The sequence below is a fragment of the Belnapia sp. F-4-1 genome (genome assembly GCF_000802185.1).
Classification (GTDB): Bacteria; Pseudomonadota; Alphaproteobacteria; order Acetobacterales; family Acetobacteraceae; genus Belnapia.
The window spans coordinates 2529864-2543000 of record NZ_KN676113.1 but is presented as its reverse complement, the minus strand read 5'-3'; the positions used below and the strand labels follow the sequence as shown (position 1 = coordinate 2543000).

Genomic DNA, 13137 nt, shown 5'->3' with positions numbered 1-13137 from the left:
GGGGGGGGGGGGGGGGGGGGGGGAGCCACTCCGCGGCGGCGGCCGCGGCCGCCGGGTCGCTGCTGTCGCCGACATGCAGCCGCACCACCTCGCCGAGCCCGGCGCGGTCGATCCAGGCCTGGGTATAGGCGGTGACGCCGGCATCGATGTCGATGCTGAACAGCGCCCGCTGCCGGCCCATGCGGCGCAGGGCGAAGCCGAGCATCAGCGTCGAGTAGCCGACATAGTGGCCGAGCTGGACGACGGCGCCGAGGCCGTTGCCGGCGACGATGCCGTTCAGCAGGGGGAGGCCGGGGACGGAGATCTCGCCGGGGCTTGGGAATTTCGCCTCGGTGTCGGCGAACCAGGCCTGCATCAGTGCCCATTCCGGCTCGGAAAGGGCGCCGAAGACGGGCGGGACGTAGTCGCTGTCCTGCAAGTGGTACCACCAGTACCGGTTGTGGCTCCGCTGGCGAAATTCGAGGGTACGCATCGTCATGTCCTGTCACTCTGCGCCGGGTGGCCGGCAGCCGTTATCCCTGCGCCCGCAGCCACCCGAGCACCCGCGCCTCGGACGGCTCGGCGATCATCTCGAAGGCTTCGCCGACGCGGCTGAAATGCGGGTTGAAGGTCAGGTCCTCGGTGAGCGCCGAACCCCAGCGGCGCTGCATCGTGGCGAGGGCCTGGCCCCAGGCGGCGTCGCGCATCGCCTCGTCGAAGGCGGTGCGCAGGCTGCGGCTTTCCTGGTGGACGGCCTCGACATCGCCGAGGAACAGCACTTCGTGGCCGGCGGCGCGGAGCTTCAGGCAGAAATCGATGTCGTTGAACCAGACCGGCAGACCGGCAGCGTCGAAGCCGCCGCAGTCGCGGAAGGCGGAAGCGCGGCAGGCCAAGGCCGCGCCGGTGACGGCGGCGGCGCGGCGGCGGGTGACCCAGCGGCGCAGCGGGCCCGGCGCGTCGCGCTCGGCGCCGCGGCCCTCATGCTCGGTGCGTCCGTTCAGGCCGAGCACCACGCCGGCATGTTGCACGCGGCCATCCGGGTAGAGCAGGCGCATGCCGGCGGCGCCGACCTGCTGGTCGGCGAAGGCCTCGGCCAGGGCCAGGTCCCAGCCGGGGGTGAGCAGTTCCACGTCGTCGTTGAGGAAAAGCAGCAGTTCCTCCCCGGCCGTCTCGGCGGCGAGGTTGTTGAAGGCGGACCAGTTGAAGCCCCCTGGGCGCCGCAGCAGCGTGGCGCCGGCGCGGGCGGTGGCCGGGCCGGGCGCCGCCTCGGGCCGGTTGTCGACGACCGTCCAACGCAACAGGCCGGGCCGTGCGGCCTGGGCCGTAGCGGCGTCGAGGCAGCGCTCCAAGAGCGGGCCGGCCTCGCACGTCGGAACGATGACGCGGATGGCGAGCGGCGCGGCCGCACCACGCGGGTCAGGCGCCGGCGGGACCGGCGGGCGGCGGCGCTCGGCCAACATCCGCGGCAGGTGGATTACCCGGCCCGCGGCGGCGGCGGCGGCCAGCAGCGCCTCGGCGGTGGCAACCCCGGCGAGCAGGCCGCGGCGGATGGCGAAAAGGCTGGGGCGGTACCCGGCGGCGGCCAGGGCGCGCGGGTCGTAGCCGGGCAGCAGGATCGGCTGCGGCGGCGCGCCGGGCGCCTCGCGCAGCACCTCGTCGCAGATCAGCGCCGTGGCGTCGGGGCCGAGCTGCGCCGCGGCATGGGCGAACCAGGCGAGCGCCGTGTCACAAAGGGCGGCCGCGCCGGTAGCCACCAGCACCCAGTCGGCCACATCGCCCTCCGGCAGCCAGCGCGCCGGCGGCGCCGCGGGGTCGAGAAGGACGGGGCGGAGATGCCGCTCGGCCAGGGCGGCGAGCGCCGGGTCGGCGGTGACCAGGCCGAGGCGGCGCAGCACGCCGGGGGCGGCAGCAATCGCATGGGCGAGGCTTCCGACCAGCGCCGCCGCCTCGGCCGGCGCCGCCTCGCCCGGCAGCACCAGCAGGTCGAGCCGCGCCCGCCCGGCACCCGCCGGCAGGCGCGGCCGATAGCGGGCGGCGTAGAGGTCGAAGCGGTGCAGCGGCACGGCGGCGAGGCTCTCGATGGCCGGCAGCCGGGCCTCCAGCAGGGCGAGGCTGCGGCGCAGCTCCCCCACCGCGGCCAGGGTGTCGTAGAGCAGCGAGCGGCCGGCAGCCTGCGCCTCAACGATGCGCCAGCCCTGGCCGAGTGCGGCGAGTTCCGTCGCCGCATCGCCGGAGAGGGCGTCGCGGGCGAGCGCGTTCTGGTAGGCGGCGGCGGCCGCCTCGCGCCGGCCGAGCCGCTTCAGCAGGTGGCCGAGCTGCAGCCAGCCATCGGCACAGTCCGGCGCGATGGCCAGCGCGGCGCGATAGGCGGCTTCGGCCTGGAGCGGCTGGCCAGCCTCCTTCAGCATGTTCCCGAGCTGGATGCGGATGCCGGCATCTTCCGGCCCGGCGGCGAGGGCCGCGGCGTAGAGGCCGGCGGCCTCCGCCCAGCGGCCGGCGTCGCGGGCCTCGTCCGCCAGGCGCAGGATCGCGCCAGGCGAGGCGGCCGAGGCCCCGGCTGCCAGCTCCGTCCCGCGGGGCGGCAGGGCCATGCCTTCTGCGCCGTCCGGCATGGTCAACCTCCCTCGCCGGCAGGGCCGGGCCGCATGGCGGCCTGCTCGGCCTGCCAGCGGAGAAAGGCGCGCACGCCGGGACGGTCCTCCTCCACGGCGACCACCGGCGGCTCGGCATAGGGCGGCGGGCAGGGCCAGTCGGGGCAGGCCGGTAGGCCGCGCACCAGGTCCAGCACATGGTTGGCGGCGGCCTCGACCTCCCACTCCAGGCTGCGCTCGGCGGCATCCTCCCTGCAGGCAGCGGAGCGCCGCGCCCAGCCCGCCGGGTCGTCCAAGAGCCCCTGCATCGCCCGGGCCAGCGAATACTCGCCGTCGAAGGCCAGCACTGCGGTGCCGGCGCGATGGTCCAGCAGGTTGTTGTAGCGGTAGAGGTCGACCGGCACGCAGCCCGCCGCCATCATCTCGAAGGGGATGCGCGACGGGTTGGAAGCGCTGATGCAGAGCCCGACCTTGCAGCGGGCATAGAGCTCGGCGAGCCGGCCGAGATCGAGCACCAGCCCGAGATTGACCACCGGGAAGTCGAGGGTGATCGGCAGGTCCGAGCCGTAGACGTAGATAGTGACGTCCGGCCGCGCCCGCTTGAGCAGCCGCAGCGCGTGGATGCCGTGCTGCGGCGTGCGGCGCGGCTTGTCCGGCTGGTAGAGGAAGCAGACCGCCTCCTCCCGCGCGATCTCCGGGCGCGGGCGGTAGAGCGCGGTGTCGCAGCCGAGGCCGGCCGGCACGGCATCCGTCGCGTATTGCCGGCGCAGCAGGTGGGTCAGCCAGTGGCCGATGGTGATGTGGCGGAGGCCGTAGGTGTAGCTCGCCTCGTTCCAGAGATAGGCGTCGCTCACCGGGTTGAAGAGCGCCTCCAGGTCCTGCACGAGATAGGCGCGGTGGCGGGCTTCCGGCAGTTCGGCGACGAAGCGGGCGGAATGGGCGATGGTCGCCAGCGCCAGGTCGGAGGCGATGTGGCGGTGCCACTGGGTGTGGATCACCGCACTGGTGCCGGCGAGGTAGTGCTCGGCGACCTCGACCCCCTCCCCCACCCCTTCGAGGAAGACATCGAGCCGCCAGCCGAGCGCGCCGAGCGGCCGCGCCAGGTTGAACAGGGTGCGGTGGCCGCCGGAGCCGCGGATCGGCGCCGGGGCATAGACACCGATCCGGTCGCCGGGGCCTCGCAGCAGTGCGGGGCCATGGACCAGGGTGAAGGCGGTGGGCAGGGCGGCGCGCCGGGCGGGGCCGATGCCGTCCAGCCAGGCGTGGACCTCGCGGGTGCGGAGCGCCGCCGCCGGCCAGCGCAGCCCGGTGGTGGCGGCGCGGGCGGCCTCCAGCAAACTGCCGCGCGCCTTGCCCTCCAGCCGGGCCGGCAGCGGCCCGCCGCCGACCTTGTCGCTCCGGCCGGTGCCGAAGGTTTCGTCATGCTCCAGCGCGGCGAAGGCGTCGGCGACGGCGACGGGCGGGCGGTCGGCGAGGCTCTGCGCCATGCGGCGGACGAGCGGCAGCAGGTCGGCGGCGACCAAGCCGTGCAGCCGGATGTAATCGGCCAGCGGCGCCACCGCCTGGAGCATGCCGCGCTGCATGGCGGCGACCGGGCCGCGGATCACCGCCTCCTCGCCCGGGATCGGGGCGCGGCGGGCGATGATCCGGCCATCTTCCTCCGCATAGTCGCGGACCGAGCCGCCGGGTGCGTTGAACAGCATCTCGAGGCCCGCCACCTCGTCCAGGGCGAAGCCCTGGCCCGGCAGGTTCTCGTTGCCCAGCCAGCCATGCTTGCGGCTGCGCGGCGGCTGCGGGTTGAGGAAGCCGAAGAGGCCGAGATACCAGCCGACGGTCGGCGCGCCGGAAACCAGGGCGATGTTGTCCTGGATGGTGCCGCGCCAGCCGATATCGACGCAGTGGCGCGGCGTGGCGCCGGCGGTGAAGCCGCGCTCGGCGAGATAGGCGCGGAGCAGGGTGCGCTGCCCGCCGAGCCGCTCGCCGGCGGCAGCGCGAAGCTCGGCATCCTCGAGGATGCGCAGCACCGCGGGGCTCTTCCAGGGGTAGCGGACCGGGCGGCCGGCGGCGAAGCCGTGCCGCTCCGCGACCCGGCGCATCAGCGCGGCATCGAGGTTGAGCGAGGCGGCGAGGCCGGCCATCGACTGGGTGCCGTAGAGGCTCCAGAGCCGCATCAGCGCCTCGGCCGAAAGCTCGGGCAGCGAGGGGCCGAAGGTCGCCAGCCGGCTGACCTCCAGCAGGCCGCTTTCGGGCAGGGCGAGGTTGAAGGGATCGGCGGCGCGGATCGCCTCGTGGACCTCGCGCAGGAAGGCGCCCTCGCGGGTGAAGAACCAGAGCGTCTCGGCACCGGCGGCGAGCGCGCCCTCGGCGGCGTTCAGGCAGAAGCCGAAGGCGAAGAGGGAGAGGCGGATGCCGGCGGCGGTGTCGGCATCCGGCGCGGCCCGCGCCAGGTCCTCCAGCAGCCCGAGGATGCGGCGGTGGTGGGGGCCGGCATCGCCGCCGCGCAGCGCCTCGAAGGCCTCGCCGAACCAGGACTTGCGCGCCTCCTCGGCGGGCGAGACGTAGCGGAGGGAGCGCAGCCCGTGGCGGCGCGGCATCTCGACATCGGCTTCGAGGTTGTCGCCGACATGCAGGACCTCCTGCGCCGGCAGCCCGGCCTCGGCGAGGATGCGGGGGAAGAGCTGGCCGCCGCGCTTGGTCTCGAAGCTGTCGCAGGAGACGTGGCGGGACAGGAAGCCGTCATCCATGCCATGCGCGGCCAGCAGCCGGTCCATGAAGCCGTCCGGCATGTAGAAGTCGGAAGCGTAGCCGGCCCGGCCGGCGGCGGCGCGAAGCAGTTCGCGGGCGATGGCGTCGGGGCGAGTGGCGCGGCGCTCGGCGGCGAATTCGTGGTCGAGCAGGGCCTGGCGCAGCGTGGCCAGGGCGGCTGGCGGGGTACTCGGCACCAGGGCGCGCCACAGCCAGACATCGGCCGCCTCGGGGAAGCGGAATTCATGTCCGGCATGGGCGACGGCGGCCTCGGCCTCAAGCCGCAGCGTCAGCAGCGTGGCCGGCGTCGCCTCCTGGTCGCGCAGGAAGGCCTGGCCGCGCAGCTTCAGCAGGCGGGCGGATTGCAGCTTGATCTCGTCGGGGTGGCAGTCGCGCCGCAGCAACGTGTCCCAGATGTCGAACGAGACACGGCCGGCGCTGGCGATCGCCGCCAGCAGCGGGGCCGGGGCGGACATCGGGCGGCGCTGCGGCAGGCGATCGGCGGGGCCGGCCTCGGCACCGTAATCCTCGAGGTCGATGACCGCGCGGATCGGCGCCGGCGGGGCAGCGGCCGAGGCAGCGCTCGCCGCGGCCTCGCGCGCGGCGGCGAGGTCGCGGTCGCCGATCAGGCCGGCGCCGTCCGTCAGCAGGTGGCGGTAGAGGGCGAGCGGTTCGGCCGGCGCCTCCGGATACTCGGCCGCGCAGGCGGCGAGGTCGATGCCGGGATGCGGCGCCGCGCCGGCGGCGGCGCCTCGGGTGAGGAAATGGACCAGCGGATTGAGGCCGGGGGCGGCGGCCTCGGGATGGCGGGCGGCGTACCAGGAGACATCGAACAGGCGGTTGGGCGAGAGGCCATGCGCCCAGCCGGCCTCGACGAAATGGGTCAGCGGGTTGACCCGCGCGGCGCGCAGCTCCGGCGCCTGGCCGAGGTAGAAGTCCGGGTCGAAGGCCGGGTGCGGCGGGAGGCCCGTGGCGAAGCCCTCGCTCAGGTAGTGGCGGAACAGCCCGGTCGCCGGAATGCCGGGAGCCTGGGCGGCATACCAGGCGGGATCGAAGAGCGGGTGCGGGCTGGCGCCGGCGGCGGCGCCGGCCAGCACGTAGTGGCCGAGCGGCGTCGCCGCCTTCTCCTGCCAGCCGGGGTTGGCGGCGGTGTAGTGGGCGACGTCGAAGAGCGGATGCGGCGGCTGGAGCGGCGCTTCGCGCAGCTGCCAGGCGACCACGCCGGCCGGGTCCCCGGCCGCCTCGGGGTGGCGCTCGGCGAACCACTGCGCGTCGAACAGGCCGGGAGCTTCGATCCGCTCCACCTCGGCGGCGCGGTGATCCTGCTTGCCGAAGCCGGTGGCGAGCGTGGAGAAGGCGTCCAGCGCCGGGCTGGAGCGGAGGGAGACGTTCATCGGGCCGCCCCGTGGAAAGGCCGGCATGGGTGGCCGCCGGTCGACGGCGGCGCAACCGGGGCGTCCTGAATCCCGCGTTGCTGCGGCATCTTTCCGTCCTGGCGACGATCCGTCACGCTCGTTATCATTACAAAATGATAGCACATGGTTTATGGAATGCCAGGGCTTTGGCAAGGCATGCGCAGCATCGGCGCCAAACGTTACTTGGGCGTCACGCCAACGACCCGGTTGCAGCGCGGCGGGGAACGGGCGAATGAGCCTCGATAGGATGGAGGGAGGCCTTCCGGCCGCCTGCCGGAAAACGCCGCCGCGGCCGTCGCGAGCCATGCCCCGGGCGTGGCCGCCCGGAGTGGACGCCCGAACCTTTGGGCGGGGACCGCCGATCGAGGCGCGTTGAGGCGCACCGGGCGCCGATCCGGGACATGGAACAGCCGGAACTGGCGCGCTGGCGCCGACGCCCACCAAGCGCCAGGCGGCGCCGGCGCGCCGCGGGGCCCGGGAGCACCCGCGCGGCCATGCTGATGAGATCGGGCGGGCCGCCCAGACCGATCGGCTGCGCCCCGTCACAGGTTGCCGCTGATGCCAGGGGCGGGCTCGTCCGGCCATCTCATGACCTCCCGCTTTCCCCTGGAGCCGCCTCCGGTGTAGGGAGACGGCAGATGCCAGACACACAGACCGCCGACCCGCGCGCAGCCGACCGTGCCGCCGAGATCGAGGCGCTGGCGGCCGAACTGCGCGAGCGCCGCCGCCGCCAGGGCCTTTCGCTGGAGGCATTGAGCGCGAAGTCCGGCGTCAGCCGCTCCATGATCTCCAAGGTGGAGCGGGGCGAGGCGGTCCCCTCCACCGTCGTGCTGTCCCGCCTGGCCGAGGCATTGGGCACGACCTTCGCGGCACTGATGATGCCCGCCAGCGCCGAGGCCGAGGTGCTGGTCATTCCCCGCGCACGCCAGCCGGTGCTGCGGGACGAGGAAACCGGTTTCACGCGCCGCGTGCTCTCCCCCGTGCTGCCGGGCCGGGGGCTGGATGTGGTGCACAACACCCTGCCGCCAGGCGCGGCGACAGGCGCCTTCACCCCGCACCGCAGCGGCGTGGAGGAATATGTCTGGGTGCTGCGCGGCCGGCTGCTGGCGCAGCTGGGCGAGGCGGAAGTGCCGCTGGAGGCCGGCGACAGCCTGTTCTTCGGCGCCACTATCCCCCATGGCTTCAGCAACCCAGGCACGGAACCATGCGAGTACCTGCTGGTCATCGACAGCTCCTCGCGTCGATGAGGCTTCCCTTGTGATGGAAATATCTCCACCATAAAAGAGGAACAACGAACAGCAGGCAAGGGCAGCGTGCATGAACAGCCTCCCCCCCAAGGCCCCGCCCACCCATTGGGAAGCCTTCGACCACCCCGCCGCCCGCATCGCCAGGGATGTCGCCGGCGGCGCGGGCGGCTGGCGCGGGGAGCTGCTGCACATCCACATCGCCGAGGCCGCCAGCTTCGAAATGGAGGAACTGCCCGAAGCGACCTGCGTCGCCGGGCGCGGGATCGAGGGCGACCGCTACTTCCTCGGCACCGGCACCTACTCGCCCAAGCCCGACGTGCGGGAGGTGACGCTGATCGAGCAGGAGGCGCTGGACGCGCTGGCTCGCAACGATCCGCCGCTGCAGGGCGGCCCCATCGTGCTGGCGCCCGAGCAGCATCGCCGCAACCTGACGGTGCGCGGCGTGCCGCTGAACCACCTGGTGGGCCGGCGCTTCCAGGTGGGCGAGGTGATCCTGCGCGGCGGCCGGCTGAACTTTCCCTGCAAATACCTCGAAGAGCTGCTGGGGATGCCGGTCTACCTGCCCCTCTACAACCGCTCCGGCCTCAACTGCGGCATCGAGCGCGGCGGCATCATCCGGCCCGGCGACGCCATCATCCCGCTCGACTGACATGACGGCGCGCATCATCCAGAAGCTGCGCGTCGCAGCCGTGCAGGCCTCGACGCCGGAGGTCATGCTCTACACGCTGGAACACCCGCGGAAGCCGCTGCTGCCGGCCTGGGAAGCGGGCGCCCATGTCGACCTGCGCCTGCCCGATGGCCGCCTGCGCCAGTATTCCCTCTGCGGCGAGCCGGGCGTGCAGCAGCGCTGGCAGCTGGCGGTGAAGCGCGAGGAAGGCGGCCGCGGCGGCAGCGCCTGGCTACATGGCGCGCTGGCCATGGGCAGCGATGTGCTGGTTTCTTCGCCCCGCAACAACTTCCCCCTGGTCGCGGGCGCTCGCCGCCATGTGCTGGTGGCCGGCGGCATTGGAGTCACCCCGCTGCTGGCCATGGCGCGCAGCCTGGCTGCCGAGGGTGCGGACTTCACTCTGCATTTCTGTGCCCGCAGCGCCGAGCTGGCACCGCTTCTGCCGGAGTTGCGCGCGGCCTGCCGTGAGCAGCTCGTGACCTGGTTCGCCGAGGAGGGCCGTCGCTTCGACCCGGCGCTGATCGGCGGGCCGGAGGCGGGCACCCACCTCTATGCCTGCGGCCCGCACCGGCTGACCGAGGCGGTGCGCGCGGCGGCCAGGGCGCTCGGCTGGGCCGAGGCCAACCAGCACTACGAGGTGTTCCAGCCGACGCTGGACGAAAACTTCAAGCCCGAGCCCTTCGAGTTGCGCATCGCCTCGACCGGCCAGGTGCTGCTGGTGCCCGCTGACCGCTCGGCGCTCGAGGTGCTGCGGGAGGCCGGCTTCGCCCTGGCCTCCTCCTGCGAGCTGGGCGTCTGCGGCAGCTGCGTCTGCGGCTACCGCGACGGCGTCGTGATCCACCGCGACAACGTGCTGCCCGTGGCCGCACGCCAGGACCGGATGACGCCCTGCATTTCCCGTGCAAGGGTGTCGGTGACGCTCGATTTGTAGGCGGAACGCCGGACTTCCGGGCTGCGGCGCCTGGACGCCGCGCAATTCAGCTGCTGTTGCGCAGCAATCGCCGGGTTAGCCAGCGGCACGGGATGTGCATCTCCTTTGATGGAAGTTCCTCCAATGCGGTGGAACCGACTTCCGAGAAGGACATCCCATGCGTCGCCGCGACATGCTCTCCGCAGGAGCCGGTTCCGCCCTGGCCGCCGCCCCTCTCGCCGCGCCGGCCCTGGCGCAGACTGCGCCGGCCATCCGCTGGCGCATGACCTCCTCCTTCACCCGCACCTTGGATATCACCTATGGCACCGGCGAATTCTTCTGCCGCCATGTCGCCGCACTGACCGACGGGCAGTTCCAGATCCAGCAATTCCCGGCCGGGGAGCTGGTGGGCGGCTTCCAGGCGCTCGATGCCGTGCAGCAAGGCTCGGTCGAGGCGGCTTACACTGGCCTGCTCTTCAACATCGGCAAGGATCCGACCTTCGCCCTGGCCGCTGCCGTACCCTTCATGATGAACCCGCGGCAGCAGCATGCGTGGTGCTACCACGGCGGCGGCAACACGATGATCAACGAGTTTCTGAAGGGCTACAACATGGTCGCCCTGCCGTGCGGCCAGACCGGCAACCAGTGGGGCGGCTGGTTCCGGGAACCGATCCGCGACGTGGCGCAGCTGAACGGGCTGAAGATGCGCGTGGCCGGCCTGGCCGGCACGGTGATGCAGCGCGCCGGCGTGGTACCGCAGCAGATTCCGCCCGGCGACATCTACCCGGCGCTGGAGCGGGGCGTGATCGACGCCGTGGAGTACATCGGGCCGTACGACGACGAGAAGCTTGGCCTGTACCGGGTGGCGAAGAACTACTGCTACCCCGGCTGGGGCGAGGGCGGCACCGTCTTCCATGCGGTCTTCAATGCGCAGAAATGGGCGGAGCTGCCGGCGCGATACAAGTCCGCGGTGGCTGTCGCGGCGCAGGCTGCCACGCTGAACATGATGGCGGAGTACGATGCCAAGAATCCGGAGGCGCTGCGACGCCTGGTTGCCAGCGGGGTGACGCTGCGCGCCTTCCCGAACGAGGTGCTGGATGTGCTGTATCGCGCGGCGACGGAGCTCTATGCGGAGATCTCGGTGCGCAACGCCACGTTCAAGGCGATGTACGAGAGCCAGGCGGCGTTCCGCGACCTGAACTACCAGTACCATCAGGTTGCCGATTTCCAGTTCGACGCCATGATGCTGAGGCTGCGCCGGCGGAACTGAAAGCCCGTCAGGGATGCCAGGGCGGAGCAGGAGTGCGCCCAGGCTGACGTCGAGTGGCGCTCGTAGTCGCGGACGAAACGGCGCCAGTCGCCCGAATCCGCAAGAATGGTCCGCCGGTAATGTAGTCCGTCGGCTGTTTTGGGAGCGGATGTTTCAGCGGCAGGCTGCGGGCTACGCCACTCTCATTGTTGTGTATACAATGTCACATAACCATGCCGGACGGGGTGCCCGGCTTATCCTAGCTGCAACCGGACCGGAACAACACGGGGGCTGGAATGGTGAAGTCGGTGGCGCAGGTCAAAGGGACGTCCGTATGGTCCTTCCGGCACCTCGGAACGACGGCGGACCCGTTAACCGACCCGCGCTCGGTTTCGTCCGGAGCGGAGGTGGTTGCCTATGACCCGCTGCGCGACCAGACGCTCGTCCTCGGCAACAGCGGCGTCGATATCCTTGACGCCGATGATGGCGGCTGGCTGGGCGGCCTGACCGCCACCGCGCTCGAATCGATCCCGGGCGACACGCTCGATCCAGGTGAGATCGGCGGCGGCAACAGCGTGGCGGTGAAGGGCAACTTGGTCGCGGTCGCCTTCAATGGCGCGGTTCCCGGCAGCAATGGCTGGGTCGGCCTCTACACGTTCGATGCGGCGGGCAGCGTGACCTCCGTCCGTGCCATCGAGAGTGGCGCCGTGCCCGATATGGTGACCTTCACACCCAACGGCCGCCATCTGCTCGTTGCGATAGAGGGCGAGCCGACTGCCGACTACGCCAGCGACCCGGCCGGCGGCGTGCAGGTGATCGACACGGCCACCGGCCAGAGCAGCTTCGCCGGCTTCGGCGCCTTCGACACCGCAGCGCTGCGCGATGCCGGCGTGCGCATCACCGGGCCGGCCGGGACGCTTGCCACGACCGACCTGGAGCCGGAGTACATCGCGCTGTCGGCGGATGGCCGGAAAGCCTATGTCACGCTGCAGGAGAACAATGCCGTCGGCGTGCTGGACCTGGCGGCAAAGGGCGGCCCGGTCTTCACCGATGTCTTCGCGCTGGGCGCCAAGGACTTCTCGCGCAAGGATGCCGGTCTCGACGCCTCGGACCGTGACGACAGCGTCGGCAACATCAAGCCGTGGCCGATCCATGGTCTCTACATGCCCGACGGCATCGCCACCTTCGACCGCAACGGCAAGACCTACCTCGTCACGGCGAACGAGGGCGACGCCCGGGAATACGGCGACTACACCGACACGGCCCGGATCGGCGCGCTCGAGCTTGACCCCGAGGCATTCCCCGACGCGGACGCGCTGCAACAGAACGCCAATCTCGGCCGGCTCGACGTGCTGACGACCGAGGGCGATGTCGACGGCGACGGCGACTATGACGCACTCTACACGCTAGGCGGGCGGAGCTTCAGCATCTGGGAGGTCCAGAAGAACGGCCTGAAGCTGACCTTCGACTCCGGCGACCTGATCGAGCGCACATTGCTGCAGGCCGCCCCGTCGCTGCTCGACGATTCGCGGTCCGACAACAAGGGCCCGGAGCCGGAGCACGTGGCGGTCGCCACGCTGGATGGTGAGGTGTATGCCTTTGTCGGCCTGGAGCGCTCGAACGCGATCATGGCCTTCCAAGTGGATGGCCCGCGCAAGGCGAGCTTCGCAGGTTTGATCGCAACGCCGGGCGATGTCGGCCCGGAGGTCTTCACCGTTGTCGATGAGCCCGGCCAGGGAAATGCGACACTCTACGTGGCCAACGAGGTTTCCGGTACGTCACGCGCCTATGCGCTGAGCTTTTGCGAAGACGATACCTTGCAGTGCGCAGGCCCGCGGACTTCGGATCTCGACCTGTTCTGACGAGGAACGCGTCGCGGCGGCCGGCGAACCGCCGTGCCGTCGCATTCTGGTCCACGTCCCCTCCCCTATCATGGCCAGTCGGACCGGCGTCACGATCACGGATTCAGCCCGGCCTGCGCTGTCAGGGCCCGCTCAAGAGGAACAGGACCAAGCGTCGCCAGGCTGACCTTGTCGTGGGACACGGCTTCCCTGCCCATGGAAGTAGTCCGCTGGCAAGGCAGTCCGGCGGCTACGGAGGAGGCTGGGCTGAGGCCGCAAGAACCCATATGCCGGTGGAGATCATCGCCAAGCTGCGGCAGGTCTGGCTTCTCATGGGCGGGAGCAGGATGGCCTGAAGGCGGCTCAGGAGACCGGAACGCGAAAGCGCGCGACTGCGGAGGCAATGCCGGAGGTGGTGCCCGAGAAGGCTATCCCTAAAGCTCCGTCCGGGCCTCTCGATGAGGTTGGCGAGCACGGCCAACGAGTCAGCAGC

The 13137-nt window shown here is 71.7% G+C and carries 8 protein-coding genes; 5 read left to right on the top strand and 3 right to left on the bottom strand.

Going from position 1 to position 13137, the window contains the following annotated elements; genetic code table 11:
• From LH62_RS31490 to LH62_RS28315, 3 genes are all read right to left on the bottom strand, one after another.
• Positions 1 to 472 (bottom strand): class I SAM-dependent methyltransferase (locus LH62_RS31490; protein ID WP_201445480.1); only part of this gene is annotated, 472 nt, incomplete at its 3' end.
• Positions 473 to 512: 40 nt separating this feature from the next.
• The gene (locus LH62_RS28320) at positions 513 to 2591 is read right to left on the bottom strand and encodes a glycosyltransferase (protein WP_052214288.1); all 2079 of its coding nucleotides are present in this window, start codon (positions 2589 to 2591) and stop codon (positions 513 to 515) included.
• A 2-nt stretch (positions 2592 to 2593) separates the two neighbouring features.
• On the bottom strand, positions 2594 to 6709 hold the full coding sequence (locus LH62_RS28315) for a hypothetical protein (protein WP_144404466.1): 4116 nt from the start codon (positions 6707 to 6709) through the stop codon (positions 2594 to 2596).
• A 659-nt stretch (positions 6710 to 7368) separates the two neighbouring features.
• On the opposite strand from LH62_RS28315, the gene LH62_RS11990 reads away from it, so the two are divergent.
• The 5 genes from LH62_RS11990 to LH62_RS11970 all read left to right on the top strand — a co-directional run bounded on the left by LH62_RS11990 (position 7369) and on the right by LH62_RS11970 (position 12665).
• A complete protein-coding gene (locus LH62_RS11990; protein WP_043361526.1) occupies positions 7369 to 7977 on the top strand; it encodes a helix-turn-helix domain-containing protein in 609 nt (202 codons plus the stop codon).
• A 70-nt stretch (positions 7978 to 8047) separates the two neighbouring features.
• Positions 8048 to 8626, top strand: coding sequence for an MOSC domain-containing protein (locus LH62_RS11985; protein ID WP_043361525.1), 579 nt, complete (start codon positions 8048 to 8050; stop codon positions 8624 to 8626).
• 1 nt (position 8627) lies between these two features.
• Positions 8628 to 9575, top strand: coding sequence for a PDR/VanB family oxidoreductase (locus LH62_RS11980; protein WP_043361522.1), 948 nt, complete (start codon positions 8628 to 8630; stop codon positions 9573 to 9575).
• Positions 9576 to 9732: 157 nt separating this feature from the next.
• Entirely contained in the window at positions 9733 to 10824 is a 1092-nt protein-coding gene (locus LH62_RS11975) for a TRAP transporter substrate-binding protein (protein WP_043361520.1), read from the top strand.
• 275 nt (positions 10825 to 11099) lie between these two features.
• A complete protein-coding gene (locus LH62_RS11970; protein WP_144404465.1) occupies positions 11100 to 12665 on the top strand; it encodes a choice-of-anchor I family protein in 1566 nt (521 codons plus the stop codon).
• Positions 12666 to 13137 lie beyond the last annotated feature (472 nt).

Coding starts and splice junctions, on each gene's coding strand:
- LH62_RS28320 (WP_052214288.1), bottom strand. CDS start 2,591: ATGCCGGACGGCGCAGAAGGCATGGCCCTGCCGCCCCGCGGGACGGAG.
- LH62_RS28315 (WP_144404466.1), bottom strand. CDS start 6,709: ATGAACGTCTCCCTCCGCTCCAGCCCGGCGCTGGACGCCTTCTCCACG.
- LH62_RS11990 (WP_043361526.1), top strand. CDS start 7,369: ATGCCAGACACACAGACCGCCGACCCGCGCGCAGCCGACCGTGCCGCC.
- LH62_RS11985 (WP_043361525.1), top strand. CDS start 8,048: ATGAACAGCCTCCCCCCCAAGGCCCCGCCCACCCATTGGGAAGCCTTC.
- LH62_RS11980 (WP_043361522.1), top strand. CDS start 8,628: ATGACGGCGCGCATCATCCAGAAGCTGCGCGTCGCAGCCGTGCAGGCC.
- LH62_RS11975 (WP_043361520.1), top strand. CDS start 9,733: ATGCGTCGCCGCGACATGCTCTCCGCAGGAGCCGGTTCCGCCCTGGCC.
- LH62_RS11970 (WP_144404465.1), top strand. CDS start 11,100: ATGGTGAAGTCGGTGGCGCAGGTCAAAGGGACGTCCGTATGGTCCTTC.